This is a genomic window from Pseudomonas sp. B13(2017), from assembly GCF_002113245.1.
GTDB lineage: Bacteria > Pseudomonadota > Gammaproteobacteria > Pseudomonadales > Pseudomonadaceae > Aquipseudomonas > Aquipseudomonas putida_Z.
The window spans coordinates 224,615-249,535 of record NZ_NEJX01000007.1 but is presented as its reverse complement, the minus strand read 5'-3'; the positions used below and the strand labels follow the sequence as shown (position 1 = coordinate 249,535).

Here is a 24,921-nt window from a genome sequence, read left to right as displayed (position 1 = left end):
AACTCAGCAGTGAAACGATGCATCGCCGATGGTAGTGTGGGGTTTCCCCATGTGAGAGTAGGTCATCGTCAAGATTCATTTCGCAAAACCCCTATCTGCACATGCAGGTAGGGGTTTTGTCTTTCTGGCAAAAAAATCCCAGGCCTGCACAACCCTCCTCTGTGGGAGCGGGTTCACCCGCGAACACCGGCATAGCCGGTGCCATCCACCGCGTCGCTTGCTTCGCGGCTAAAGCCGCTCCCACAGGAACGGCGCAAGGCCGCTAACAGGGTTCCACCGATCCCTTGTCAATCGGCTAATGGCACTGCGCCATACTCTCCGTATGGTACCTACGTGATATCGTTTCCCCTCATCCCCAGCGCCAGCCAGAGACCTCCCGATGCCCAATACCACTCACCTCCAACCCGGCTTCATGATCGTCCACGGCAACCGCCTCGACGACCTGCGCAGCCTAGTGGTGAGCTGGATGCGTCGCTATCCCTTGGCACCTCTGGAAAACGAAATCGCCCTGGTGCAGAGCAATGGCATCGCCCAATGGCTCAAACTGGCCCTCGCCGAGGACCCTCAGGACGATGACCAGGGTGGTTGTGGCATCGCCGCCGCCATCGATGTGCAACTGCCAGGCAGCTTCATGTGGCAGCTGTACCGCAGCGTGCTGGGCCGTGACGAAATTCCCGAAGTCTCCCTGCTCGACAAGGCACCGCTGACCTGGCGTCTGATGCGTCTGCTCCCGGCCTTGATCGAACGCCCGCATTTCGAGCCGTTGCGACGCTTCCTCACCGACGACAGCGACCTGCGCAAGCGCTATCAGCTCGCCGAGCGCCTGGCCGACCTGTTCGACCAGTATCAGGTCTACCGCGCCGACTGGCTCAAGGACTGGGCCGCTGGCGAGCACATCCTCAACACCGCTCGCGGTGAGCGCAAGGCGCTGCCCCCGGGCAACCGCTGGCAGGCCGAGTTGTGGCGTGCATTGCTGGAGGATGTTGGCGAGCAGGGCATGGCGCAGAGCCGTGCCGGCGTACATCAACGCTTCATCGAACGGATCAACAGCCTGGAGCAGGCACCTGCCGGTCTGCCGGCCCGGGTGATCGTATTCGGTATCTCCTCGCTCCCAGCCCAGGCTCTCGAGGCACTGGCCGGCCTGGCATGCTTCAGCCAGGTGTTGCTGTGCGTGCACAACCCCTGCCGCCACCACTGGGCCGATATCGTTGCCGACAAGGACCTGCTGCGCCACCAGTACAAGCGCCAGCAACGCAAGCAGGGCATGCCCTTGCAACTGGACGACCAGTCGCTGCACCAGCATGCCCACCCTTTGCTGGCCGCCTGGGGCAAACAAGGCCGCGACTACATCAACCTGCTCGACAGCTACGATGACCCCGGCAGTTACCAGGGCGTGTTCAGCGACGGTCGCATCGACCTGTTCAGTGACGGCTCGCCCACCACGCTGCTCAACCAGTTGCAGGACGATATCCTCGAACTGCGCCCGCTCGCCGAAACTCGCGAGCAGTGGCATCCAGTCGACCCGGCGAAGGACCGCTCGATTCGCTTCCACATCGCCCACAGCCCGCAACGTGAAGTGGAGATCCTCCACGATCAGTTACTGGCCCGGTTCAGCGCCGACCCAACCCTGCGCCCACGTGACGTGATCGTCATGCTGCCGGCCATCGATACCTACGCGCCGCATATTCGCGCCGTATTCGGCCAGTTGCAGCGCAACGATCCGCGCTACATCCCGTTCACCCTGACCGACCAGGGCCAGCGTGGCCGCGAACCCTTGCTGATTGCCCTCGAACACCTGCTCAAGCTACCGGACAGCCGCTTCGCGGTCAGCGAAGTGCTCGACCTGCTGGATGTGCCGGCAGTCCGCGCCCGTTTCGGCATACGCGAAAACGACCTGCCCACGCTGCACCGCTGGATCGAGGGGGCTGGCATCCGCTGGGGCCTCAATGCCGAGCAGCGGGCCAGCCTGGGCTTGCCCGCCGGGCTGGAACAGAACAGCTGGCGGTTCGGCCTGCGGCGCATGCTGCTGGGTTATGCCGTCGGCGTGGGTGAGGCCTGTGACGGCATCGAACCCTACGATGAAATCGGTGGCCTGGATGCGGCACTGATCGGCCCGCTGGTCGCCTTGCTGGACGCCCTCGAAGTGGCCGGCCAGGCCCTGTCCGAGCCTGCCACTGTCAGCCAGTGGGGCGAGCGCCTGCATGCCTTGCTGCAAGTGTTTTTCCTGGCTGAGGGCGAGCACGACGAGTTCCTGCTGATGCAGTTGCAGGATCTGCGTGATAGCTGGCTTGAAGTGTGCGAGGCCGTCGGCCTGCAAGATCCATTGCCGCTGACCGTAGTGCGCGAAGCCTGGCTGTCGGGCCTCGACCAGGGCAAGTTGTCCCAGCGCTTCCTCGCCGGCTCGGTGAACTTCTGTACCCTCATGCCGATGCGCGCCATCCCGTTCCGGGTGGTCTGCCTGCTGGGCATGAACGATGGCGATTACCCCCGCGCTCAGCAGCCGCTGGACTTCGACCTGATGGCCAGCGACTACCGCCCCGGTGACCGCTCGCGCCGTGAGGATGACCGCTACCTGCTGCTCGAAGCATTGTTGTCGGCCCGCGACCAACTGTATGTCAGCTGGGTCGGGCGAAGCATCCGCGACAACAGCGAACGCCCGGCCTCGGTACTGATCGGCCAGTTGCGCGATCACCTTGCAGCTGGCTGGCAGCTGGCAGGCGCGGAGCAGGGGCAGCCAGCAGAACCGGGCGAGCAACTGCTGCACGCACTGACCCAGGAGCACCCGCTGCAACCGTTCAGCCCACGCTACTTCCAGAAGGGCAGCCCGCTGTTCAGCTTTGCCCACGAATGGCAGGTGTTGCACCAGCAGGGCCAGGAGGACCAGCAGGCTGACCCCGGCCTGCCGCCATACCATGACGATGAGGCCTTGAGCCTGACCCAGCTGAATGACTTCCTGCGCCACCCGGTGCGGCACTTCTTCAGCCAGCGTCTGAAAGTCTACTTCGAAGCGCTGGAAGCACCGACCCCGGACGAGGAACCCTTCGTCCTCGATACCCTGCAACGGTACGGCGCCAGTGAAAGCCTGCTGGGTGCAGCGCTGGCCGAGCCGGACAATGCCGAAAAGGCCCTGCAGGCCCAGGCCCGGCGTTTGCAGGCCTGTGGCGTGCTGCCACTGGCCGGCTTCGGCGAACTGCTGCAGCGCGAGCTGATCGAACCCCTGCCAGACCTGCTGCAACGCCACCGCCAGCTATTGCAACGCTGGCCGCAGCTGGTCGAGGGGGCATTGCCAGTGCATTTCGAGCACGGCCAGCATCGTCTCGAAGGCTGGCTGGGGCGGGTGTTCCAGGCGGATGACCAGAGCCTGCTCAGCATCACCACCGTACCCAACACCATCAGTGCCGGGCGTAACGCCCTCAAGTGGCACCGCCTGATCGCGCCCTGGGTTACGCACCTGGCGGCCTGCGCGGCGGGCTACCCCTATAACAGCGCGCTGGTGGCCAGCGACCTGACCCTGCTGCTTGCGCCACTGCCGCAAGCGCAGGCGGCGCAATTGTTGGGCGACCTGCTGGTAGCCCGTCAGGCGGCGATGAATGCGCCGTTGCCGGTCGCTGCCAAGACCGCGTTCGCCTGGCTGGCCCAGGACGATAGCGACAAAGCCCTGGCTGCTGCTGCCCGCGCCTACGAAGGCGACGAGCGCACCAGCTTCGGCGAGCGCAGTGAAAGCATCGCCCTGGCCCGGCAGTTCCGCGACTTTGCCGCGCTCACCGCTGATGAAACCTTCGAAGGCTGGTGCGAAGCCTTGTACCGCCCATTGTTCAACGCCCCGTGGCAGACCCTGGGCAACCCGGAGAAAGGCGCATGACCCAGGACCGTCCCCTGGCACTGAGTTTCCCCCTGCACGGCAGCCAGCTGATCGAGGCCAGCGCCGGCACGGGCAAGACCTTCACCATTTCGGCGCTGTACCTGCGCCTGATCCTCGGTCACGGTGGCGAGCAGGGCTTCGACCGCGAGCTGCTACCACCGCAGATCCTCGTGGTGACCTTCACCGACGCCGCCACCAAAGAGCTGCGCGAACGTATCCGCGCCCGCCTGGCCGAAGCTGCGCGGTTCTTCCGTGGCGAGCTGGAGGCGGCCGACCCGCTGCTGCATCAGCTGCGTGACGATTACCCGGAAGAAACCTGGCCACGCTGTGCCGGGCGCCTGGAAATCGCCGTGCAGTGGATGGACGAGGCAGCGGTATCGACCATCCACGGCTGGTGCCAGCGCATGCTGCGCGAACATGCCTTCGATAGCGGCAGCCTGTTCACCCAGACCCTGGAAACCGACCACAGCGAACTGCTGGGCCAGGTCATGCGCGACTACTGGCGGCGCTTCTGCTACGGCATGCAAGGCGACGCGCTGGCCTGGGTGCGTGGCCACTGGGGCAGCCCCGACGCCCTGCTGCCGCGGATCCGTCCGCTGTTCGGTCGCGTGCGCGCCCAGCACGACGGGCCCGAGCCGGCGGCATTGATCCAGGCATCGCTGCAGCAGCGTGGCGAGCAGTTGGCCCGGCTCAAGGCGCCTTGGACGCAATGGGCCGAGGAGTTGCGCCAGATCTGCCGTGATGCACTGGCCGCCAAACAGGTCGATGGTCGCAAGATGCAGGCCCGTTACTTCGAGCCCTGGTTCGACAAGCTCTGCGCCTGGGCCGCAGACGAACAACTGGTGGAGCTCGACCTGGGCACCGGCTTTACCCGCCTGACCCCGGCGGGCATGGCCGAAGCCTGGAAGGGCGAGCCACCCGAGCACCCGGCCCTCAATGCCATGCAGAGCTTGCAGCAACAGCTCCAAGCCCTGGACAGCCCGGATGCCCCATTGCTCGAGCATGCCGCCAACTGGGTATCGGCACGCTTCGAAGTGGAGAAGCGTCGGCGTGCGGAAATGGGCTTCGACGACATGCTCCTGCGCCTGCAGCACGCCCTTGCCAGCGAGGCCGGCGAGCGCTTGGCCAGCCTGATCCGCGAACAGTTCCCGGTGGCGTTGATCGACGAGTTCCAGGACACCGACCCGGTGCAGTACGGCATCTTCGAGCGCATCTACCAGATCAGCGAAAACCGCGCCGAAACCGGCCTGTTCATGATCGGCGACCCCAAGCAGGCGATTTATGCCTTCCGTGGCGCCGATATCTACACCTACCTTGCCGCCCGCCGTGCCACGATTGGTCGCCTGCACAGCCTGGACACCAACTACCGCTCCAGCAAGGCCATGGTCGCGGCGGTCAACCAGGTGTTCCTGCAGGCCGAGGCGCGTGAGGCAGGGCGTGGCGCATTCCTGTTCCGCGAGGCCGATGACAACCCGCTGCCGTTCATCGAGGTCCGCGCCAAAGGCCGTGGCGAGCAGCTGTTGATCGACGGTGAAGCCTGCGCAGCCCTTCAATGCTGGCATCTGGAAAGCGAAGAGCCGGTCTCCGGCAGCGTTTACCGGCAGCAGCTGGCCGCCAGTTGCGCCAGCCATATCGTCGCCTTGCTCAATGGCGGCCAGCAAGGCACGGCTGGTTTCCAGAATGCCGAGGGCGAACTGCGCCCGTGCCTGCCATCGGACATCGCCATCCTGGTGCGCGATGGCCATGAAGCGCAGATGGTCCGCGCCGAGCTTGCCGCGCGCGAGGTGCGTAGTGTGTACCTGTCCGACAAGGACTCGGTATTCGCCGCCCAGGAAGCCCACGACCTTTTGGCCTGGCTAAAGGCCTGCGCCGAACCCGACTCGGAGCGCCTGCTCAAGGCTGCCCTTGCCAGCCTTACCCTCGATCTGTCTCTGGCTGCGCTGGACCGCCTGAACCAGGACGAGCGGGTCTGGGAAGACTGGGTCATGCGTTTTCGCCGTTACCGCGACACCTGGCAGCGCCAGGGCGTGTTGCCGATGCTGCGGCACCTGCTGCATGACTTCCAGCTGCCGCGCACGCTGATCCGCCGCAGCGATGGCGAGCGGGTGCTGACCAACCTGCTGCACCTGGCCGAGCTGCTGCAACAGGCCGCCGGCGAACTGGACGGCGAGCAGGCGCTGATCCGCCACCTGGCCGAGCACCTGGCCAGTTCCGGCCAGGCTGGTGAAGAGCAGATCCTGCGCCTGGAGAGTGACGAGCAGCTGGTGAAAGTGGTGACCATCCACAAATCCAAGGGCCTGGAATACCCCTTGGTCTACCTGCCGTTCATCTGCACCAGCAAACCAGTGGACGGCAGCCGCCTGCCGCTGGCCTGGCATGATAGCCAGGGCAACGCCCATCTCACCCTCACACCAGACCAGGAACAGATCGACCGCGCCGACGACGAGCGCCTGGCCGAAGACCTGCGCCTGCTCTACGTGGCCCTGACCCGCGCCCAGCATGCCTGCTGGCTGGGTGTCGCCGACCTCAAGCGGGGCAACCAGAAGAGCTCACAACTGCACCGCTCGGCGTTCGGCTACCTGCTGGGTGGCGGCCTCGCCCTGCCGGGCTCGCAGCAACTGACGGACTGGTTGCAGGCCTTGGCCAAGACCTGCCCGCACATCTCTTGCCCGAGCCTGCCGCCGGCAGACGAGCAGGTGTATCGCATGCCGCACGCCGAGCATGAGCTGCTACCTGCCCGCAAGCCGCGCCGCGCGGCGGGCGCCGAGCATTGGTGGATTGCCTCGTACAGTGCCCTGCGCGTCGGCGACCAGACCCTCGGTGCCGACAGCTCCCAGGCCCAGCAGTTACTGGATGATGAAGTGGTCGATACTCAGGTGCTGCGCGAGGTCCCGGCCGACAGTGGTGATATTCACCGCTTCCCGCGCGGGCCCAACCCCGGCACCTTCCTGCATGGCTTGCTGGAATGGGTTGGCCGCGAGGGCTTCAGCCAGGTCAGCGGCAATGCACGGCTGATCGAGCGAACCGTTGGCCAGCGCTGCAACCGTCGTGACTGGACCGGCTGGATCCCCACCCTGACGCATTGGCTGCAGCGCCTCCTGGGCGAAGCGCTGCCGTTGCCGGGCAACGACCTTGGTGTGACGCTCGGGCAGCTGCGCCACTACCAGATCGAAATGGAGTTCTGGTTCGCCAGCCACCAGGTCGATGCCGAACAACTCGACCGCCTGGTGGCACGCCACACCCACCCCGGCCTGGCACGCCCGGCGGCGCAGCCGACCGTGCTCAATGGCATGTTCAAAGGTTTCATCGACCTGGCCTTCGAGCTGGACGGGCGTTACTACGTGACCGACTACAAGTCCAACTGGCTGGGCCCGGATATCCAGGCCTACGATGCCCAGGCCATGGAAAAGGCCATCCTCGAGCATCGCTACGACCTGCAGTACGTGCTGTACCTGCTGGCCCTGCATCGCCAGTTGCGCGCCCGCCTGCCTGACTACGATTACGACCGCCATGTCGGCGGCGCCCTGTTCATCTTCCTGCGAGGTGCCAGCAGCAGCGGCCACGGCGTTTACCACGCCAAGCCACCGCGTGAGCTGATCGAAAGCCTCGATGCGCTGTTCCGTGGTGAGCATCCGCCCGTACAGCAGGACCTGTTTGCCGGAGCCGTGATATGAGCCGAAGCCTAGTCGACCTGTTGCCCACCCCGCTGCACGCCGAGCACCTGCTCGCACTGGCGCCACAGCATGACAGCGGTGACCTGCTGCAACTGCTCGACCGCTGGGTAGAGCGGGGCTGGCTGCGTGCCCTGGACCGTGCGTTCGTGTCGTTCCTGGAGGAGCGAGCCCCCGGTAGCGACCCCCTGCTGTTGCTGGCCGCCGCCCTGGCCAGCCACCAACTGGGCCACGGCCATGTCTGCCTCGACCTGCAGCAAACCCTGGCCGAGCCCGATTTTGCCCTGTCGTTGCCGCCTGAAGGCGACGCTTTGACCGGCCCCTTGCTGCTGCCCTCGCAGTTGCTGGCCAACCTCGACCTGCACGCCTGGCGCCAGCGCATTACCGCCAGCCCGCTGGTGGCCGCCGGGGATACCCCGGGCCAGCAAGCGCGGCCTCTGGTGCTCAGCGGCGAGCGTTTGTACTTGCGCCGTTACTGGAGTTACGAGCGGCGCATCGACCATACCCTTCGCCAGCGCCTGACCCAGGCCGAAGCGCCTCCGGCCGACCTGCCTGGCCGTCTGGAGCAACTGTTCGACGGTGGTGCGCCGGCAGGCCAGGTGGACTGGCAGAAGCTCGCCTGCGCCCTGGCCACCCGCGCAGGCTTCAGCATCATCACCGGCGGCCCTGGCACGGGTAAGACGACTACCGTGGTGCGCCTGTTGGCCTTGCTGCAGGCGCCGGCGGTAGAGCAGGGCAGGCCATTGCGCATTCGCCTGGCCGCGCCGACCGGCAAGGCGGCCGCGCGCCTGACCGAATCCATTGGCCAACAGGTCGAGCGCCTGCAGGTCAGCACCGAGGTGCGCGGGCAGATCCCCACCGAGGTCAGCACCGTGCACCGCCTGCTCGGCAGCCGCCCCGGTTCGCGGCACTTCCGCCACCATGCCGGCAACCCGCTGCCGTTGGATGTGCTGGTGGTCGACGAAGCGTCGATGATCGACCTGGAAATGATGGCCAACCTGCTCGATGCCCTGCCGCCACGGGCACGTCTGGTACTGCTGGGCGACAAGGACCAGCTGGCCTCGGTCGAAGCCGGTGCGGTACTGGGTGACCTGTGCCGAGATGCCGAGGAGGGCTGTTACTCGCCGGCGACCGAGGCATGGCTGGAGCAGACCGGTGGCGAGTCGCTGGCGGGCAGCGGCCTCAAGGCCGGCGATGAGCAACGCAACCCGTTGGCCCAGCAGGTGGTGATGCTGCGCTTCTCGCGGCGTTTCGGCGAAGGCAGCGGCATTGGCCAGTTGGCCCGGCTGGTCAACCGCCAGGACGCCCATGCGGCGCGCAACCTGCTGGCCGCGCCGCCGCCCGATGTGCACAGCCTGGCCCTGAAGCAGGAACAGGACCGCGCCTTCGACCGCCTGCTGCTCGACGGCCTGAACCGCGGCAGCGACGGCCCGCAGGGTTATCGCAGCTACCTGCGCACCCTTGGCCGCTTCCGCCCGGCACTCGATACCGCCGTTGACGACCCCGCGTGGGAGCAATGGGCGGGCAAGGTGCTGCACAGCTTCGAGGACTTCCAGCTGCTGTGTGCGGTACGCCGCGGCGCCTGGGGTGTCGAAGGCCTCAACGAGCGGGTGGCGCGGGTACTGCACAATGCCGGGCTGATCGACAGCCAGCAGCCTTGGTACGAAGGGCGCCCGGTGCTGGTGACCCGCAACGATTACGGCCTGGGCCTGATGAACGGTGATATCGGCATTGCCCTGCGCCTGCCGGACGAGCGCGGCGAACCCCTGCTGCGCGTGGCCTTCCCGCGTAACGACGGCAGCGGCGGCGTACGCTTCGTCCTGCCCAGCCGGCTGAACGAAGTGGAAACGGTATTCGCCATGACCGTGCACAAGTCCCAGGGCTCGGAGTTCAGCCACACCGCGCTGGTGCTACCGGATGCGCTCAACCCGGTGCTGACCAAGGAGCTGGTATACACCGGCATCACCCGCGCCAAGCACTGCTTCAGCCTGGTCGAGCCCCGCCAGGGTATTTTCGAAGAGGCGGTGGCGCGCAAGGTACGGCGAATTTCCGGGTTGATGCTCGAGCAGGTGTAGGACCGATAAGGCCCTATCGCCGGCAAGCCAGCTCCCACAGGTGCAGCGCAGCTTGCAAGGGCTGTGGAGTCCTTGTGGGAGCTGGCTTGCCGGCGATGGGGCCATCAATCCCCATGCACAAAGCTGCTCGTACCTACATTGATGCGGCCATGTGCTATCGTTGCGCCGATATCGGAAAGGACCTTAAGAGATTTCCCACATGAAAGTGGCCGCAAGGCGAGTGACGAGATGTGCGCTTTCGCTATTGCTGGCCGCCCTGTTCCTTTCCGCAGGCCCGGCCCAGGCAGACCCCGCCATAACTGCCGCCCAGGCGGAGCAACGTGCCAAGGCCGTCACCCAGGTGGTGCTGGGCATCTTCAGTTACGCCCGCTGGCCCGTCGTACCCTCGCCCTTGCGCCTGTGCCTGGTCGGCCCGACCGAATACGCCGATGACCTGATCAAAGGCCATGTGCAGAAGTCTGGCCGACCGCTGCAGGTGCGGCGGCTGCTGGCAGACGATAGCCAGGTCGCCCAGGCCTGCGACGCCATCTACATCGGCAAACTCGACCAGGGCCAGCGCGACCGGCTGTTCGAGCGCGTCAGTGGCCACCCGGTGCTGAGCATCAGCGAGGCGGACGACCCGTGCACGGTCGGCAGCCTGTTCTGCTTGCGGGTCAGCGACCAGCAGGTAGCCTTTGAAGTCAACCTGGACTCGGTGGCACGCTCCGGCGTGCGCATTCACCCCAGCGTGCTGCAATTGTCGCGGCGCCGGGCGGTGCAACCATGAAACCAACCCGCAAGCGCGGCGTGCGCCCGACCCTGCGCTCGGTGCTGGGCCGTGGCCATCTCAGCGTCGCCTTGCTCGCCGTGGGCCTGGCCGGCATATCCCTGACCCTGCTGGGCGTGCTCGCCCTGCGTGTCTACGCCAACGACAACCTGCACCTGATCGCCCGCTCGATCAGCTACACCGTGGAAGCGGCGGTGGTGTTTGACGACAGCGCTGCGGCCAATGAGTCGCTGGCGCTGATTGCCAGTACCGAGGAAGTGGCCGAAGCCAGGGTCTTCAACAACGAAGGCGAACAACTGGCGCATTGGCAGCGCAGCGATACCGGCGTGCTCGCGCGGCTGGAGGCGCAGGTGGCCACCGCCTTGCTGGATGAGCCGATCAACCTGCCGATCACGCACCAGCAACAGCAGGTCGGGCGCATCGAGCTGGTTGGCCAGGGGCGAAGCCTGTTGCTGTTCCTGTTCAGCGGGCTTACCGGCATCCTGTTCTGCACGGTGCTCAGCGCCCTGGCTGCCCAATACCTGTCGCGGCGTCTGCTCAGCGATATCGTCCGCCCGCTGCGTGGCCTGGCCAGTGTCGCCCACGCCGCCCGCCGCGAGCGCAGTTTCGACCGGCGCGTACCGGAAGCGCCGATTGCCGAGCTCAACGAACTGGGCAATGACTTCAACGCCCTGCTGGATGAGCTGGAGGTATGGCACAGCCACCTGCAGAGCGAAAACCAGACCCTGGCCCACCAGGCCAGCCACGACAGCCTGACCGGCCTGCCCAACCGCGCATTCTTCGAGGGGCGCCTGAGCCGCAGTGTGCGCAATGCAGAACGGCAGCAAGATCACCTGGCGTTGCTGTTTCTCGACAGCGACCACTTCAAGCAGATCAACGACACCCTCGGCCATGCGGTGGGCGATGAAGTGCTGATCAGCGTGGCCGACCGCGTGCGTGCCCAACTGCGCGAGCACGACCTGGTGGCGCGTTTGGGTGGCGACGAGTTCGCCGTGCTGCTGACGCCTTTGCATTCGCGCCAGGACGCCGAGCACATTGCCGAGAAGATCGTTGCCAGCATGAAGTTGCCGGTGCAGCTGGACAGCGGTCGCAGTATCGCCACCTCGTTGAGTGTCGGTATTGCCTATTACCCGGATGACGGCGCTGACCCTGCCAGTCTTCTGAATGCCGCCGATGCAGCGATGTACCAGGCCAAGCGCAAACGCCGTGGTCACTGGCAAATGGCGCAGACGGAACGGTCCGCCAGCGAAATCAAGAACAGGAGTTGAACCCGTGATACAGGCTTTGCGTTTCCCCCTTTGGGCCTTGTTGCTCGCCGTGTTGGCGCTGACCGGCTGCCAGAGCGCTCCGCCCAAAGGCCTGACCGCCGAGCAGATTGCCGTGCTCAAGCGTGAAGGCTTTACCCCGACCGACGAAGGCTGGGCCTACGATTTGTCCGGCAAGGTGCTGTTCGGCAGCGACCTGGACAGCCTCAACAGCCAGAGCCAGGCGATTGTCGAACGCATTGGCAAGGCGCTGCTCGGCGTTGGCATCCAGGGCGTGCGGGTGGATGGGCATGCCGACTCATCCGGCAAGGCGGCGTATAACCAGCAGCTGTCCGAGCGCCGCGCGCAGAGCGTGGCCAGGGCGCTGGTCGGGGTAGGCATGCCGGCGCAGAACATCCAGTCCCGCGGGCTGGGTAGTAGTCAGCCGGTGGCGAACAACCGCACCAGCGCCGGGCGTACCGAGAACCGTCGGGTGTCCATTGTGGTGGCTTCCTACTGACCACAGCCTACGGGCTATCAGATATCCCTGTGGGAGCGGGTTCACCCGCGAACACCGGCGAAGCCGGTGCCATGCACCGAGTTGTCTGCTTCGCGGGTAAACCCGCTCCCACATTATCTGTGTTACCCCCGGGGTTTCAGCGCAGATGCACAAATTGCCGGGGCTGCTCTGCAGCCCTTTCGCGACACAAGGCCGCTCCTACAGGTACAGCGACAACCTCGAGATCAACGCTGCACCCGTGGGAGCTGGCTTGCCGGCGATGGGCTGCAACGCAGCCCCCTTATTCCTGAGCAAACCGCATCTCTCGGGTCTCGCCCATCAACAACGGCGCATTCGCCTCCGTCACCCCGCGAATGTAATCCCACAACAGGGTTATCCGCTTCAACTTGCGCAAATCCTCCCGGCAATACATCCAGAACTGTCGTGTCACCTCGATCTCCTCCGGCAACACCGTCACCAGCCGCGGGTCCTGCGCCGCCAGGAAGCACGGCAAGATCGCCAGCCCACGCCCCTGTAACGCTGCCGTGTACTGCGCAATCACGCTGGTACTGCGCAAATGCGCGCTGGCGCTGGGGATCAGGTTGGCCAAGTACAGCAGCTCCGAACTGAACGCCAGGTCGTCCACGTAGCTGATGAACGGGTGCCTGGCCAGGTCCGCGATCTGGTTGATCGGTGCATGGCTGTCCAGGTAGCCCTGGGTCGCGTAAAGCCGCAAGCGGTAGTCGCACAGCTTGCAGCACACATAAGGCCCATGCTCCGGCCGCTCCAGGGCGATGACGATGTCTGCCTCGCGCTTGGACAGGCTGATGAAGTGCGGCAGCGGCAGGATATCCACCGAAATCGCCGGGTAGGCATCGACGAAGTGGCTTAGCTGCGGGGTGACGAAGAAGCTGCCGAAGCCTTCGGTGCAGCCCATGCGCACATGCCCCGACAACGCCACACCCGAGCCGGACACCTGCTCGCAAGCCATGTGCAGCGTGCTCTCGATCGACTCGGTATAACCCAGCAGGCGCTGGCCCTCGGCGGTGAGGACAAAGCCGTTGGTCCGGGACTTCTCGAACAGCAAGGTGCCCAGCGCCCCCTCCAGCGAGCTGATGCGCCGCGACACCGTGGTGTAGTCCACGCTCAGGCGCTTGGCGGCGCTGCTGGCCTTGCGCGTACGCGCCACTTCAAGGAAAAACTTCAGGTCGTCCCAGTTGAGCGCGCTCAGGGATGTGAGGTCTTTTTGCATGATGATCCGGTTTTTTTGTGCGTTCTTGTTGGATGTTTGCACATCTATACTCGAAACAAGCCTCAGGACGCCACCTCGCGTTTGCACGGCGCTGGCGATCTCGTCCCGACAATAATTCCAAGGAGAACGCAGATGAACGCACCGCAATCCCCTACCCAGACCAAAATCGAGCAGGTCAAGCTGCTGATCGACGGCCAATGGGTCGAGTCCACGACCACCGAATGGCGCGACATCGTCAACCCGGCCACCCAAGAGGTGCTGGCGCGCGTACCGTTCGCCACCGTCGAAGAAGTCGACGCAGCCGTCGCCGCTGCCCACCGCGCTTTCCAGACCTGGCGTAACACGCCGATCGGCGCGCGCATGCGCATCATGCTCAAGCTGCAGGCGCTGATCCGCGAAAACACCAAACGCATCGCCCAGGTCCTCAGTGCCGAGCAGGGCAAGACCCTGGCCGACGCCGAAGGCGATATCTTCCGCGGTCTGGAAGTGGTCGAGCACGCCGCCTCTATCGGCACCCTGCAGATGGGCGAATTCGCCGAGAACGTTGCCGGCGGCGTCGATACCTATACCCTGCGCCAGCCGATCGGAGTATGCGCCGGCATCACACCGTTCAACTTCCCGGCGATGATCCCGCTGTGGATGTTCCCCATGGCCATCGTCTGCGGCAACACCTTCGTGCTCAAGCCGTCCGAGCAAGACCCGCTGTCGACCATGCTGCTGGTCGAACTGGCGCTGGAAGCCGGCATACCGGCTGGCGTGCTCAACGTGGTGCACGGCGGCAAGCAAGTGGTGGATGCCATTTGCACCCACCAGGACATCAAGGCGATTTCCTTCGTCGGCTCCACCGAAGTGGGCACTCACGTGTACAACCTGGGCAGCCAGCACGGCAAGCGCGTTCAGTCGATGATGGGCGCCAAGAACCACGCCGTGGTGCTGCCCGATGCCAACCGCACGCAAACCGTCAACGCCCTGGTCGGTGCCGCCTTCGGTGCAGCAGGCCAGCGCTGCATGGCCACCTCGGTGGCGGTGTTGGTGGGCAAGGCTCGCGAATGGCTGCCGGATATCAAGGACGCGGCCAGCAAGCTCAAGGTCAATGCCGGTTGCGAGCCAGGCACCGATGTCGGCCCGGTGGTTTCCAAGCGCGCCAAGGAGCGTGTGCTGGGCCTGATCGAAAGTGGCATCAAGGAAGGCGCCAAGCTGGAACTCGACGGCCGTGACGTCACGGTGCCGGGCTACGAGCAAGGCAACTTCATCGGCCCGACCCTGTTTTCGGGCGTGAAGACCGACATGCAGGTTTACACCCAGGAAATCTTCGGCCCCGTGCTGGTGACCCTGGAAGTCGATACCCTCGACGAGGCCATCGCCCTGGTCAACGCCAACCCGTTCGGCAACGGCACCGGCCTGTTCACCCAGAGCGGCGCGGCAGCGCGCAAGTTCCAGAGCGAAATCGACATCGGCCAGGTCGGCATCAACATCCCGATCCCGGTCCCGGTACCGTTCTTCAGCTTCACCGGTTCGCGTGGCTCCAAGCTCGGCGACCTCGGCCCGTACGGCAAGCAAGTGGTGCAGTTCTACACTCAGACCAAGACCGTCACCGCCCGCTGGTTCGATGATGACAGCGTCAACGACGGTGTGAACACCACCATCAGCCTGCGCTAAGGAGAGAGTCATGCGTATCGCATTCATCGGGCTCGGCAACATGGGCGCACCCATGGCCCGCAACCTGATCAAGGCCGGGCACCAACTGAACCTGTTCGACCTGAACAAGGCCGTGCTGGCCGAGCTGGCAGAACTGGGCGGGCAGATCAGCCCTTCGCCAAAGGACGCGGCGGCCAACAGCGAGCTGGTGATCACCATGCTGCCGGCTGCTGCCCATGTGCGCAGCGTGTACCTGAACGAAGACGGCGTGCTGGCCGGCATTCGCCCCGGCACGCCGACCGTGGATTGCAGCACCATCGACCCGCAGACTGCGCGTGATGTGTCCAAGGCCGCAGCGGCCAAGGGCGTGGACATGGGCGATGCGCCGGTGTCCGGTGGCACCGGCGGCGCGGCGGCAGGCACCCTGACCTTCATGGTCGGCGCCAGCACCGAGCTGTTTGCCACCCTCAAGCCGGTACTGGAGCAGATGGGCCGCAACATCGTGCACTGCGGTGAAGTCGGCACAGGGCAGATCGCCAAGATCTGCAACAACCTGCTGCTGGGCATCTCGATGATCGGCGTGTCCGAGGCCATGGCCCTGGGCAATGCGCTGGGCATCGACACCAAAGTGCTGGCCGGCATCATCAACAGTTCGACCGGGCGTTGCTGGAGCTCGGACACCTACAACCCATGGCCGGGCATCATCGAAACCGCGCCGGCATCGCGTGGCTATACCGGAGGCTTTGGCGCCGAGCTGATGCTCAAGGACCTGGGGCTGGCCACCGAGGCTGCACGCCAGGCGCATCAACCGGTGATCCTGGGGGCTGTGGCCCAGCAGCTGTACCAGGCCATGAGCCTGCGCGGCGAGGGTGGCAAGGACTTCTCGGCGATCGTCGAGGGTTACCGCAAGAAAGATTGACGAGCGAGGACTTCATCGCGGGCCAAGCGGCCTTCCCTCTGTAACTGCGCACCAGAGGGAAGGGCGTCTGATCCGCGATTTTTTTTGCCGGCGGGCGGCCAGATTTATTCCACGTATTGTGATGGGTTTACTGACATTTGCCCAGGCAACAAGCATCTTCAACCTAAGATGTCAATTTGCTATAGTTTCCAGATAGGGAAACCCGAGCCATCTTCATGTTCAAGATAATAGAGTCAATAAAAACCGCTCGTTACAAGCGAATAGTCAGGTCTCACGGGGGTAAGATTGCTGCCGGGCCATCAACATTCAGTAAATATGCCCGTGCTGATCTAGAGGAATATGTTCAGCTGGGCCATATAAAAATCCGATCTTCCCAAGTTGGGATTGGTGCTTACACCTATATTAGAAGTGGTACCCATCTTTCATTTGTATCTTCCATAGGTCGATTCTGCTCCATTGGCTCCGATTGTGTCATTGGTCAAGAGAAACACACACACCCATCCTCCTGGGTAAGTACCCATCCATTTCAGTATGAAGATGGAGGAAATCTGGAGTACCGAGCTGATGAAGCGCTTGCCCAGATAGGTCACGACGTATGGATTGGCGCCGGAGCCACTGTCCTTGCAGGCGTGAAGGTCGGGACCGGAGCCATCATCGCGACCCAGGCTTTGGTGTCGCGTGATGTGCCGCCGTATGCGATCGTGGGCGGGAATCCGGCAAAAGTCATCAAGTATCGACATGCTGAAGACATCATTGCCAGGCTCATGGACAGCGAGTGGTGGGATTTGGATACTGCTACCTTGAGAGAGCTGAATCTGGCAGAACCGGAAAAGTTCCTGAGGTCTATCGAAAGTCGTACCTCACGAGACAAAGTAAATTACAGAGTCGTTTGTCTTTCTCAGAAGGGTGTGAAACCTTTGAAGAGTGACCACTCCTAGTCGAGGGCGATGCGCCGAAAGCCACTGTTATACTTGCAGCAGGATATTTTATTCGACCCGCGGCCCCTTTGATCATCATGCTTGAACCTGAGCGGCGTCATGTGGGACTTTTTGCGCATCCCACATGACCAGGCAAAGTCCGCTTATGAATCAAGCAAAGACAAAGTACTTGCGCACGGTCTCGACCACTTCCCAGGTGCCTTTCATCCCCGGTTCGATCACGAACACATCACCCGCTTTCAGGTGCTTCGGCTCTTCGCCTTCCGGGGTGATGATGCAGTAGCCATCGAGGAAGTGACAGAACTCCCACTTCTCGTAGTTGACCTCGAACTTGCCCGGGGTGCAGATCCAGGTGCCCATGATCTTGCTGCCGTCGGCCGACAGATAGGCGTTGAGGTTGACGGTGTGCGGATCGCCGCCGATGCGCTTCCACTTGGTGGCGTCCACGACCGGCGTCGGGCAGGTTTCGCGCAGGACGGTGATGAAATCGGACATGGCACAACTCCTGGTGACTGGCTGAATGACTCGTCACCATAGGGCCATCGGCCGAGCCGCAGTTGCCTGGGCTCGACGTCCAGCTGTCTGGTCGCGCTATGCCAGGCGGTTGACCTCGACGGTAATGTGCGCCAGTTCTTCGTGTACGCCCAGGGCCTTGCGCACGCTGTCGGCGCTGAGTTCGGCCCGGGCGGCCAGGCCGAGAATGCAGGCGTACTGGTCCTTGCCCACGCGCCACACGTGCAGGTCGGTGATACTGGCCGGCACCGGCAGCTGCGCGACCACCTCGCGGATTTCCTCCACTACCGGCGCGTCCATCTCCGCATCCAGCAGCACTCGCCCGGTATCGCGCAGCAGCCCGCGGGCCCACATCGCCACCAGCAGCGCACCGACCAGGCCCATGACCGGGTCGAGCCAGCCGGCGCCCCAGTACTTGCCGGCCAGCAGGGCGACGATAGCCAGCACCGAAGTCGCGGCGTCGGCCATCACATGCAGGTAGGCCGAGCGCAGGTTCAGGTCGTGGTGATGGTGGCCATGGTCATGATGATGGTCGTGGCCATGGTGGTGATGATCGTGATGGTGATGGTCGTCACGCAGCAGCCAGGCGCAGATCAGGTTGACGGCCAGGCCCACGGCGGCGATGAAGATCGCCTCGTCATAATGGATCGGCCCCGGTGCCAGCAGGCGCTCCACCGACTGGAATGCCATCAGCCCGGCCACGCCCAGCAACAGCAGGGCGCTGGAGTAGCCACCGAGAATCTCGATCTTCCAGGTGCCGAAGGCAAAGCGCCGGTCGCCGGCATAACGCCGCGCGGCGGCATAGGCCAGCAGCGACAGGCCCAGGGCCAGGGCGTGGGAGCTCATGTGCCAGCCGTCGGCCAGCAACGCCATGGAATTGAAGAACCAGCCACCGGTAATTTCCGCCACCATCATCACCGCGGTCAGCCAAACGGCCAGGCGCGTCTTGCGCTCGGCGCCCAGATTGCTGGTATGGAACTGGTGGCTGTGCTGCCAGCGGTCTGAGGTTTGTGTCGCCATGGTTTATCATGCTCCCGGAACGTCGAGAACTATACTATACCCCAGTATACCTAGCATGGTGTGAAACCCAATGGCACATACCCTGAAGAGCAAGAAGCAGCTGCTGACCCGGGTGCGCAAGATCAAAGGCCAGGCCGCCGCCCTGGAGACCGCGCTGGAGCAGGACAAGGACTGCCTGGCGATACTGCAGCAGATCGCCGCCGTCCGCGGTGCGGTGAACGGGCTGATGGCCGAAGTGATGGAAGGGCATATCCGCGAACACCTGGTGGCGGACGGGCTGAGTGCCGAGGAGCGGCAGGACGAGGCGGACAAGGTGGCGACGTTGCTGCGGTCGTACCTCAAGTGAATTAGGTGGGTAGGCACGCCCCAGCAATTTGTGCACCACTGCTGGAGTCCTGGGGCCGCTCTGCGGCCCTTTCGCGACACAAGGCCGCTCCTACAGGGGGCCCTATACCCCCAGGGGGTATGATTACGCCCACCAATACCGCACAAAGTGGAAGAACACCGGCGCGGCAAAGCACACCGAATCCATGCGGTCGAGCATGCCGCCGTGGCCTTCGATCATGTGCCCCCAGTCCTTTACCCCACGGTCGCGTTTGATCGCCGACATCACCAGCCCGCCGAAGAAGCCCATGGCGTTCACCGCCAACGCCATTAGTGCGGCCTGCCAGAAGGTGAACGGGGTGATCCAGCACAGCAGGGCGCCGATCAAGGTGGCCAGTGCCACGCCACCGGCCAGGCCTTCGACGGTCTTGGATGGCGACAGGTTGGGCGCTACCTTGTGCTTGCCGAACAGCTTGCCGCACACGTACTGCAGCACGTCGCTGATCTGCACCACCAGGATCAGCCAGGCAATCAGCAGCAGGTTGCGGCCCTCGTAACCCGGGATGTCCAGGGTCATCAATGCCGGCACCGACGACACGCAGTACACCGCGATCATCAGCCCCCACTGCACCTTCGAGGCGCGCTCGAGAAAGCGCGTGGTGTCGCCGCCGAAGCTGGCCAGGATCGGCAGCAACAGGAACAGGTACACCGGGATGAAGATGCTGAACAACCCGTACCAATCCATGGCGATCAGCACGTACTGCACCGGCAGCGCCACATAGAACGCCGCCACCAGTGCCGGGTAGTCGCTGCGCCGGGTCGGGGTGAGCGTCATGAACTCGCGCAAGGCATAGAACGATACGCCGTAGAACAGCACGATCACGCCGTACTTGCCGAACAGGAAGGCGATGCCGATCACCAGTACCATCACCCACCAGGCGTTGATGCGGGCGTTGAGGTTGTCGATCACCGCGTGCGGTGCCGGGCCGGCGCGCCATTTGAGCAGGCGGCCGATCACGCTGGCGAGCAGCAGCAGGGCGCCGATGCCGGCAAACAGGGAAAGGGTGTTGTCGTCCATCTCAGGCATCCTTGGGGGCCAGGTTCAGCAGGGCCTGGCTGGCCCGCTCGAGAAAGGCTTGCTTGCTTTCATCCGCCTGCAGGTGCAGCGGCTCGCCAAAGCTCAATGTGCACAACAACGGCAATGGCAAGGCGCGGCCCTTGGGCATCACCCGGTTGAGGTTGGCGATCCATACCGGCACCAGTTCGACTTCGGGGTTGGCTGCTGCCAGGTGGTACAGCCCGCTCCTGAACGGCATCAGCGGCTCGTCGCCGAGATTGCGAGTGCCCTCCGGGAAGAAGATCAGCGAGTCGCCCTGGGCCACGGCTTCGAGGATCGGCTGCAACGGGCTGCCCTGGCCGGCGCTGTGTTGCCGGTTGATCAGCACACCATTGAAGACCTTGCGGATGAGAAAGTCGCGAATGCCCGGCTTGGCCCAGTAGTCGGCGCCGGCTACCGGACGGGTACGCTTGCGCAGCGGTTGTGGCAGCGAGGCCCACAGCAGTACGAAGTCGCCATGGCTGCTGTGGTTGGCGAAATACAGGCGCTGCACCGGCAGCGGCGTGCAGCCCAGCCACAGGGCGCGGGCGCCGGTGATCAGGCGGGCGGCGGAAGTGATGAGGTAGGCGGTCAGGTTGGCGAGCATGGATCGGTAGTCATCCCTTCAAAGGCAGTGTCAGCAGGGTAGCCAAGGCCAGCGATAGCTGCAGGCCCAGGCACACTGCCTGGCGGCGTAACAGGGCCAGCGCGGCCTGGCTGCGGGCAGGCCAGGCGCGGGAGTCGGCGGCCTGCGGTTTGAGATTCAGCTCGAACAAGGCGCGGTCCAGGGCCAAGGTGTCCGCCGCCAGGTCGCGGCTAGCGGCGAGGCGGGCGAACAGTTGGGCATCGATGGCCACACGGATGGCCCAGTACTTGTGCAGCACGCCTAGTACCAGCAGCGCAATGCACAGCAGGCTGGCCATTGGTTGCAACTGTGCACCCAGCAAGGGCGCCAGGCCGTAGGCCAGGGCCAGCAGGGTGAGGCCGTCCGACAGGCGTTCCAGTTGTTTGCCACGGCCCAGCAGGCTGGCCACCACGTACAGCGTCATGGTTGTGTCCCTAGCTGTTGCAAGGCTTGGCGATGTGCGCTGTGCAGGACCACGCCGGGGCGGGCCTTGCGGATCAGCGCCTCGGCCTGGCGAGCATCAGTGCAGCGGCCCGTGAGCACCAGCCAGGCGGCCACGGCGCTGGCACTGCGCGAATAGCCCAGGGCGCAACAGACCAGCACCGGGCCTGGGGAGCGCAGGCGTTCGATGGCGATGGCGGCCTGGTGCAGCAATGGGCTTTCCGGGGCGATCAGGTCCAGGGTAGGAAAACATGCGTAGCCATGCGCTGCCTGACCGGCTGACGCGGATCCTGTGGGAGCGGCCTTGTGTCGCGAAAGGGCTGCGAAGCGGCCCCAGATTTTCAGCTTCGCAGCAGATATTGCTGGGTCCGCTTCGCGGCCCTTTCGCGACACAAGGCCGCTCCCACAAGTGTCCGCGACAGGGCGGCCAACAATGCACGGTAGCTCTGCGCACAAATCGACCACCGCAGCGAACTGCGCGCCACACCCAGGAATCCGCCCAAGGTAGACGCCATCACACACTTCATCCGCCTGCGGGTGCCGCCAGGTCCACAACCGCGAGTTGACCCACGCCCCCACCAAGTACGGCGCCAGTAGCCAGCTGGCTGCATTCGATAAGCGCCCATCGGCGCCTTTCTGAAACCCGCCTGCACCGAGCACGCCATAGTTCAGCGCCACCAAAGCCAGCGACACGGCCGGCCAGCTCAACCACAGCCAGGCGCCGCCCAACGCAACGGCAGGCACTGCGCACAGCAGCCCACCCACTGTATAGAACAACGCCAACCGCCAACGCTTGGCATCCCGCGCAAGGCGCACTTGCTGCCAGGGCAGTTGCCCTTGATGTGGCCACAACCAGACGCAGACGAACCCCGCCAATGCCCCGGTCGGCACGTCGATGAAATGGTGCTGCCAGGTGGTCAGCACCGACACCCCGATCAGTGCCATCCAGCCATGCATCAGCCAACGCCAGGGCTGGCGCTGCACGTGCCGGGCAAACATCGTCCAGATGATCACCAGCAGGGCAATATGCAGTGAAGGCGCCTGGTTGAACGGCTTGTCGAAGCCCATCAGCACATCGAACATCCAGCCGAACACCCCGCCCAGTTCCGGCCGCTCGAAGGTGAAGCGCAGCGGCCAGAGCAGGAAGCAGCTGACGCTGATCAGCTGCGCGGTTAGCAGCGCCAGCGCGTGCCGGTCCATTTCCTGGCGCGTGCGCGGCAGCAGGAAGGACAAGCCGTAGAGCAGGTCGATCGACCAGTACGGGATGATCGTCCACGGCCACAACGGCATGCGGCTTTCCCAGCCGAACACCAGGCTGCCGACATCACTGCGCCCGGCCGTGTGGTTGTTCGCCAGCCCGTAGCTGAGGAAAAACAGCGGCCCCAGCAGCAGAAGCCAGAAAACGCCCCGGCGGATCAGCCCGGGCTCGCGTGATGGGCTCATTCAGCGCACCCGTTGTGCCAGGCTGACGCTGAAAATGCCCCATTCATCGATGCGCTGGGCCAGCTTGCGGAACCCCGCCGCCTCTACCAGCTGGTCCATTTCGGCCTGGCTGCGGCGGCGCATCACCCAGGCCTCGCCGCCGCGGTGGCTGGTGAGGGCGCGGGCGATCATTTCCAGTTGCGGGTGCCACGGCTGGCCGGTGTAGACCAGGTAACCGCCATCTTCCAGCGCATCGGCCAGGCCGGCCAGCGAGTTGCCTACCAACTGGTTGCTGGCGAACAGTTCGTACAGGCCGGAGACCACGGCCAGAGTCGGTGGTTGTTCCAGGGTGGCCAGGCTCTGGCGGTCGAAGGCATCGCCCTGGACGAAGCGGGCGATGTCGGCCAGGCCCTTTTCGGCAATCAGTGCGTTGCCTTGCTGCACGTTCAGTTCGCTGTAGTCGCGCAGCAGGATCGAGTCCGGCAGTTGTTCGTGCTCCTGCAGGGCCTCGAGGATGTAGCGACCATGGCCGGCGGCGATATCGACGATGTGCACCGGCCGCTGCTGTTCGCGCAGGCGGGCGATGGCCAGGCGCAGCAGTTCCTCTACGTGCAGCTTGCGCTGGCGGATGCCGCGCCAGCCGATGGCGTCGAGGTAGTTCTGGTCGACCAGGCGGCCAAGTTTGCCTTTGCCGGTCGGCTGGTTGCGGTACACGTAGTCCAGGGTACTGCCCGAATCGAAACCGGTATCGAAACCCAGCTTCACACCTTCGGACAGCCCCTTGCCCAGGCGCAGCCCGGCACGGGTGGCACGCCAGTAAAGGTCGCGGGGCGAGTTGCGCGGCAGCGGTGCGGCCAGGCTTTCAGCCTCGGCGCAGCTGGCGCCGGTCTCGTCGGCATCGAGCAGTGACGGCAGGGCGGCGGGGCTGGCGAAGCAATGTTCGACGAACCGCTCGATACGGCGCAGGGCATGGGCACGATCACGCTCGCCAAGGGTGTCGTGGAAGAAGCCTGGCAGGATGTGCATTTCCTTGCGCGCACTGCCCAGGCGTTCGAAGAAGCGTTCCTGCGGCTGGCGTTCGACCACGAAGTCGGCACCGGACACCAGCAGCTGGGTCGGTAGCTGGATGGCCTGGGCATCCGCCACCACCCGGTCGGCGGCTTCGTACAGGCCCAGCAACATGGTTACCGAAATCGGCCGGCTGATCAGCGGGTCGGCCACATACGACATGACCCGTTCGGGGTCGTGGGTGAGCAGGCGAGGCTTGACGTAGCTGTTGACGAAGAAGTTGCCGCGCAGGGCCTTCAGCAGTTTCAGGCCGGGGCGGGCGAACGGCACGTACAGCTTTACCTTGAACGCTGGCGAGGCCAGCACCAGGCAGCGCACCTTCGGCGCGTAGTCGTGGGCCCAGGTGGCGACCAGCACGGCCCCGACGCTCTGCGCCAGCACCACCAGGTCCTGTTCGGCAATGCCATGGCGGGCCTGGATGTGCTCGATGAAGGTCTGCACGTCGCGCACGCTGGTGGCGAACCCCGGGCTGTCGCCGCGCGCGCCCGGCGACTGGCCGTGGCCACGGGCATCCCAGGCGAAGAAATCGTAGCCCGGCATGTCTAGCTCATCGGCCAGGTGGGCCATGCGCCCGCCGTGTTCGTGGCCGCGGTGGAACATCACCACGGCCCGGCGTGGTTGGTGTTGGTTACGGGTGGCAGGCCAGTGACGGTAGTGCAGCTCGACGCCGTCATGGGTGGAGAAGTGTAGCGCTTGCGCTTGGCGCATGGTCGACATCCTTTTACGACGGCAGTGGGCTCAGCGGGTTTCGGCCAGCCCCTGGCGAACCCGGTTGTAGAGGGTATAGAGCGAGAGTGCGAGGATGACCAGCAACAGGCCGTTGATCCAGGCGCCGTTCAGCACGCCGAAGGCGACACCGGTACCCAGCACGCCGAAGGCGAACGCCCGGTCGCTCTTGCCCATGGGGCCGTCGTAGCGCCGTGAGGCGCCGGCCAGCGGGCCCATGACACCGGCGTATTCGCTGAAGGTGGCGCTGAGCACCACGAGTACGACCAAGGTTGGCGATACACCGGCCAGCAGGGCGAAGGGCAGGTACAGCGCGGCATCGGCGATCACGTCGCACAGTTCGTTGAGGTAGGCGCCGAGGGTGGATTGCTGGCCGAACTCCCGGGCGAGCATGCCGTCGACGGCGTTCAGTGCCATGCGCAGCAGCATCCAGACTGGAATCAGGATGAACAGCCAGGTGAGATGGGGCAGGGCAGCCAGCAGCAGGCCCAGCAGGATTGACAGCAGGGCGGCGGCGACGGTGACCTGGTTGGCGGTGACACCGCGGTCGTAGAGGCGCTGGACAGCAGGGCGGAGCATGGCCTGGAAGCGCGGTTTGAGCTGGTAGATCGATGCCACTGGAAAGTCCTTTTCGGTGGGTCGTTACGGCGCCATTGTGTGTGAGCCTTCTTCGCGGGTAAACCCGCTCCCACAGGTATAGTGTCCATCCGAGAGATACCACATATCCTGTGGGAGCGGGTTCACCCGCGAACACGGGCGAAGCCCGTGCCATCAATCGCGGTGCCTGCTTCGCGGGCTCGCCCGCTCCCACAGGTATAGCGT

19 protein-coding genes are annotated in these 24,921 nt (G+C 64.6%); 10 read left to right on the top strand and 9 right to left on the bottom strand.

Translation table 11 applies throughout. The annotated features are described in order from the left end of the window. Positions 1 to 379: 379 nt before the first annotated feature. The 6 genes from recC to CAG44_RS12510 all read left to right on the top strand — a co-directional run bounded on the left by recC (position 380) and on the right by CAG44_RS12510 (position 12,138). The gene (recC, locus tag CAG44_RS12535) at positions 380 to 3,862 is read left to right on the top strand and encodes an exodeoxyribonuclease V subunit gamma (RefSeq protein ID WP_085692241.1); all 3,483 of its coding nucleotides are present in this window, start codon (positions 380 to 382) and stop codon (positions 3,860 to 3,862) included. Beyond that, positions 3,859 to 7,536, top strand: a complete 3,678-nt coding sequence (gene recB / locus CAG44_RS12530; RefSeq protein WP_085692240.1) for an exodeoxyribonuclease V subunit beta — start codon at positions 3,859 to 3,861, stop codon at positions 7,534 to 7,536. Before recC ends, recB begins: the two co-directional genes overlap by 4 nt. Further along, complete coding sequence (recD, locus tag CAG44_RS12525; protein ID WP_085692239.1) at positions 7,533 to 9,608, top strand: exodeoxyribonuclease V subunit alpha; 2,076 nt, start codon at positions 7,533 to 7,535, stop codon at positions 9,606 to 9,608. The genes recB and recD overlap by 4 nt, the downstream gene beginning before the upstream one ends. Before the next feature lie 199 nt (positions 9,609 to 9,807). Beyond that, positions 9,808 to 10,374 carry a YfiR family protein gene (locus tag CAG44_RS12520; RefSeq protein ID WP_085692238.1) on the top strand — a complete coding sequence of 189 codons (567 nt, stop codon included), beginning with the start codon at positions 9,808 to 9,810 and terminating at the stop codon, positions 10,372 to 10,374. Next, positions 10,371 to 11,642, top strand: a complete 1,272-nt coding sequence (locus tag CAG44_RS12515) for a diguanylate cyclase domain-containing protein (RefSeq protein WP_085692237.1) — start codon at positions 10,371 to 10,373, stop codon at positions 11,640 to 11,642. The genes CAG44_RS12520 and CAG44_RS12515 overlap by 4 nt, the downstream gene beginning before the upstream one ends. 4 nt (positions 11,643 to 11,646) lie before the next feature. Next, positions 11,647 to 12,138, top strand: coding sequence for an OmpA family protein (locus tag CAG44_RS12510; protein ID WP_075046399.1), 492 nt, complete (start codon positions 11,647 to 11,649; stop codon positions 12,136 to 12,138). 280 nt (positions 12,139 to 12,418) lie between these two features. Here CAG44_RS12510 and CAG44_RS12500 read toward each other — a convergent pair whose 3' ends face one another. Next, on the bottom strand, positions 12,419 to 13,369 hold the full coding sequence (locus CAG44_RS12500) for a LysR family transcriptional regulator (protein ID WP_085692236.1): 951 nt from the start codon (positions 13,367 to 13,369) through the stop codon (positions 12,419 to 12,421). Between the two features lie 132 nt (positions 13,370 to 13,501). On the opposite strand from CAG44_RS12500, the gene CAG44_RS12495 reads away from it, so the two are divergent. From CAG44_RS12495 to CAG44_RS12485, 3 genes are all read left to right on the top strand, one after another. Continuing rightward, positions 13,502 to 15,028, top strand: coding sequence for a CoA-acylating methylmalonate-semialdehyde dehydrogenase (locus CAG44_RS12495; RefSeq protein ID WP_085592975.1), 1,527 nt, complete (start codon positions 13,502 to 13,504; stop codon positions 15,026 to 15,028). Positions 15,029 to 15,038: 10 nt separating this feature from the next. After that, positions 15,039 to 15,926: a 3-hydroxyisobutyrate dehydrogenase gene (mmsB, locus tag CAG44_RS12490; RefSeq protein ID WP_025340663.1), complete on the top strand. Its 888-nt coding sequence runs from the start codon at positions 15,039 to 15,041 to the stop codon at positions 15,924 to 15,926. Between the two features lie 215 nt (positions 15,927 to 16,141). Next, complete coding sequence (locus tag CAG44_RS12485) at positions 16,142 to 16,864, top strand: CatB-related O-acetyltransferase (protein WP_085592977.1); 723 nt, start codon at positions 16,142 to 16,144, stop codon at positions 16,862 to 16,864. Between the two features lie 150 nt (positions 16,865 to 17,014). Here CAG44_RS12485 and CAG44_RS12480 read toward each other — a convergent pair whose 3' ends face one another. Both CAG44_RS12480 and dmeF read right to left on the bottom strand, forming a co-directional pair. Then, on the bottom strand, positions 17,015 to 17,359 hold the full coding sequence (locus CAG44_RS12480; RefSeq protein ID WP_003258412.1) for a cupin domain-containing protein: 345 nt from the start codon (positions 17,357 to 17,359) through the stop codon (positions 17,015 to 17,017). Between the two features lie 96 nt (positions 17,360 to 17,455). Further along, positions 17,456 to 18,397 (bottom strand): CDF family Co(II)/Ni(II) efflux transporter DmeF, encoded by a 942-nt coding sequence (gene dmeF, locus CAG44_RS12475; protein WP_085592979.1) that lies wholly within the window; start codon positions 18,395 to 18,397, stop codon positions 17,456 to 17,458. Between the two features lie 70 nt (positions 18,398 to 18,467). Here dmeF and CAG44_RS12470 point away from each other — a divergent pair, with 70 nt between their 5' ends. Continuing rightward, positions 18,468 to 18,743 (top strand): metal/formaldehyde-sensitive transcriptional repressor, encoded by a 276-nt coding sequence (locus tag CAG44_RS12470; protein WP_003258414.1) that lies wholly within the window; start codon positions 18,468 to 18,470, stop codon positions 18,741 to 18,743. A gap of 123 nt (positions 18,744 to 18,866) precedes the next feature. Here the strand turns inward: CAG44_RS12470 and CAG44_RS12465 are convergent, their stop codons facing one another. The 6 genes from CAG44_RS12465 to CAG44_RS12440 are packed head-to-tail and all read right to left on the bottom strand — an operon-like array spanning position 18,867 to position 24,717. Further along, complete coding sequence (locus CAG44_RS12465) at positions 18,867 to 19,799, bottom strand: phosphatidate cytidylyltransferase (protein WP_015271818.1); 933 nt, start codon at positions 19,797 to 19,799, stop codon at positions 18,867 to 18,869. 1 nt (position 19,800) lies between these two features. Beyond that, positions 19,801 to 20,424, bottom strand: coding sequence for a lysophospholipid acyltransferase family protein (locus CAG44_RS12460; RefSeq protein ID WP_025340660.1), 624 nt, complete (start codon positions 20,422 to 20,424; stop codon positions 19,801 to 19,803). Between the two features lie 10 nt (positions 20,425 to 20,434). Continuing rightward, complete coding sequence (locus tag CAG44_RS12455) at positions 20,435 to 20,866, bottom strand: hypothetical protein (RefSeq protein WP_085692235.1); 432 nt, start codon at positions 20,864 to 20,866, stop codon at positions 20,435 to 20,437. After that, a complete protein-coding gene (locus CAG44_RS12450) occupies positions 20,863 to 22,326 on the bottom strand; it encodes a phosphatase PAP2 family protein (protein WP_085692234.1) in 1,464 nt (487 codons plus the stop codon). Before CAG44_RS12450 ends, CAG44_RS12455 begins: the two co-directional genes overlap by 4 nt. Further along, a complete protein-coding gene (locus CAG44_RS12445) occupies positions 22,327 to 24,081 on the bottom strand; it encodes a bifunctional alpha/beta hydrolase/class I SAM-dependent methyltransferase (protein ID WP_085692233.1) in 1,755 nt (584 codons plus the stop codon). Positions 24,082 to 24,111: 30 nt separating this feature from the next. Next, positions 24,112 to 24,717, bottom strand: a complete 606-nt coding sequence (locus tag CAG44_RS12440) for a CDP-alcohol phosphatidyltransferase family protein (protein WP_085592989.1) — start codon at positions 24,715 to 24,717, stop codon at positions 24,112 to 24,114. Positions 24,718 to 24,921: the final 204 nt, after the last annotated feature.

Excerpts from the sequence above, each read along its gene's own strand:
- CAG44_RS12465 (WP_015271818.1), bottom strand. The coding sequence starts at position 19,799 with ATGGACGACAACACCCTTTCCCTGTTTGCCGGCATCGGCGCCCTGCTG.
- CAG44_RS12485 (WP_085592977.1), top strand. The coding sequence starts at position 16,142 with ATGTTCAAGATAATAGAGTCAATAAAAACCGCTCGTTACAAGCGAATA.
- dmeF (WP_085592979.1), bottom strand. The coding sequence starts at position 18,397 with ATGGCGACACAAACCTCAGACCGCTGGCAGCACAGCCACCAGTTCCAT.
- recC (WP_085692241.1), top strand. The coding sequence starts at position 380 with ATGCCCAATACCACTCACCTCCAACCCGGCTTCATGATCGTCCACGGC.
- CAG44_RS12470 (WP_003258414.1), top strand. The coding sequence starts at position 18,468 with ATGGCACATACCCTGAAGAGCAAGAAGCAGCTGCTGACCCGGGTGCGC.
- CAG44_RS12520 (WP_085692238.1), top strand. The coding sequence starts at position 9,808 with ATGAAAGTGGCCGCAAGGCGAGTGACGAGATGTGCGCTTTCGCTATTG.
- CAG44_RS12495 (WP_085592975.1), top strand. The coding sequence starts at position 13,502 with ATGAACGCACCGCAATCCCCTACCCAGACCAAAATCGAGCAGGTCAAG.
- CAG44_RS12450 (WP_085692234.1), bottom strand. The coding sequence starts at position 22,326 with ATGAGCCCATCACGCGAGCCCGGGCTGATCCGCCGGGGCGTTTTCTGG.
- CAG44_RS12455 (WP_085692235.1), bottom strand. The coding sequence starts at position 20,866 with ATGACGCTGTACGTGGTGGCCAGCCTGCTGGGCCGTGGCAAACAACTG.
- recB (WP_085692240.1), top strand. The coding sequence starts at position 3,859 with ATGACCCAGGACCGTCCCCTGGCACTGAGTTTCCCCCTGCACGGCAGC.
- CAG44_RS12480 (WP_003258412.1), bottom strand. The coding sequence starts at position 17,359 with ATGTCCGATTTCATCACCGTCCTGCGCGAAACCTGCCCGACGCCGGTC.
- mmsB (WP_025340663.1), top strand. The coding sequence starts at position 15,039 with ATGCGTATCGCATTCATCGGGCTCGGCAACATGGGCGCACCCATGGCC.
- CAG44_RS12445 (WP_085692233.1), bottom strand. The coding sequence starts at position 24,081 with ATGCGCCAAGCGCAAGCGCTACACTTCTCCACCCATGACGGCGTCGAG.
- recD (WP_085692239.1), top strand. The coding sequence starts at position 7,533 with ATGAGCCGAAGCCTAGTCGACCTGTTGCCCACCCCGCTGCACGCCGAG.
- CAG44_RS12500 (WP_085692236.1), bottom strand. The coding sequence starts at position 13,369 with ATGCAAAAAGACCTCACATCCCTGAGCGCGCTCAACTGGGACGACCTG.
- CAG44_RS12460 (WP_025340660.1), bottom strand. The coding sequence starts at position 20,424 with ATGCTCGCCAACCTGACCGCCTACCTCATCACTTCCGCCGCCCGCCTG.
- CAG44_RS12515 (WP_085692237.1), top strand. The coding sequence starts at position 10,371 with ATGAAACCAACCCGCAAGCGCGGCGTGCGCCCGACCCTGCGCTCGGTG.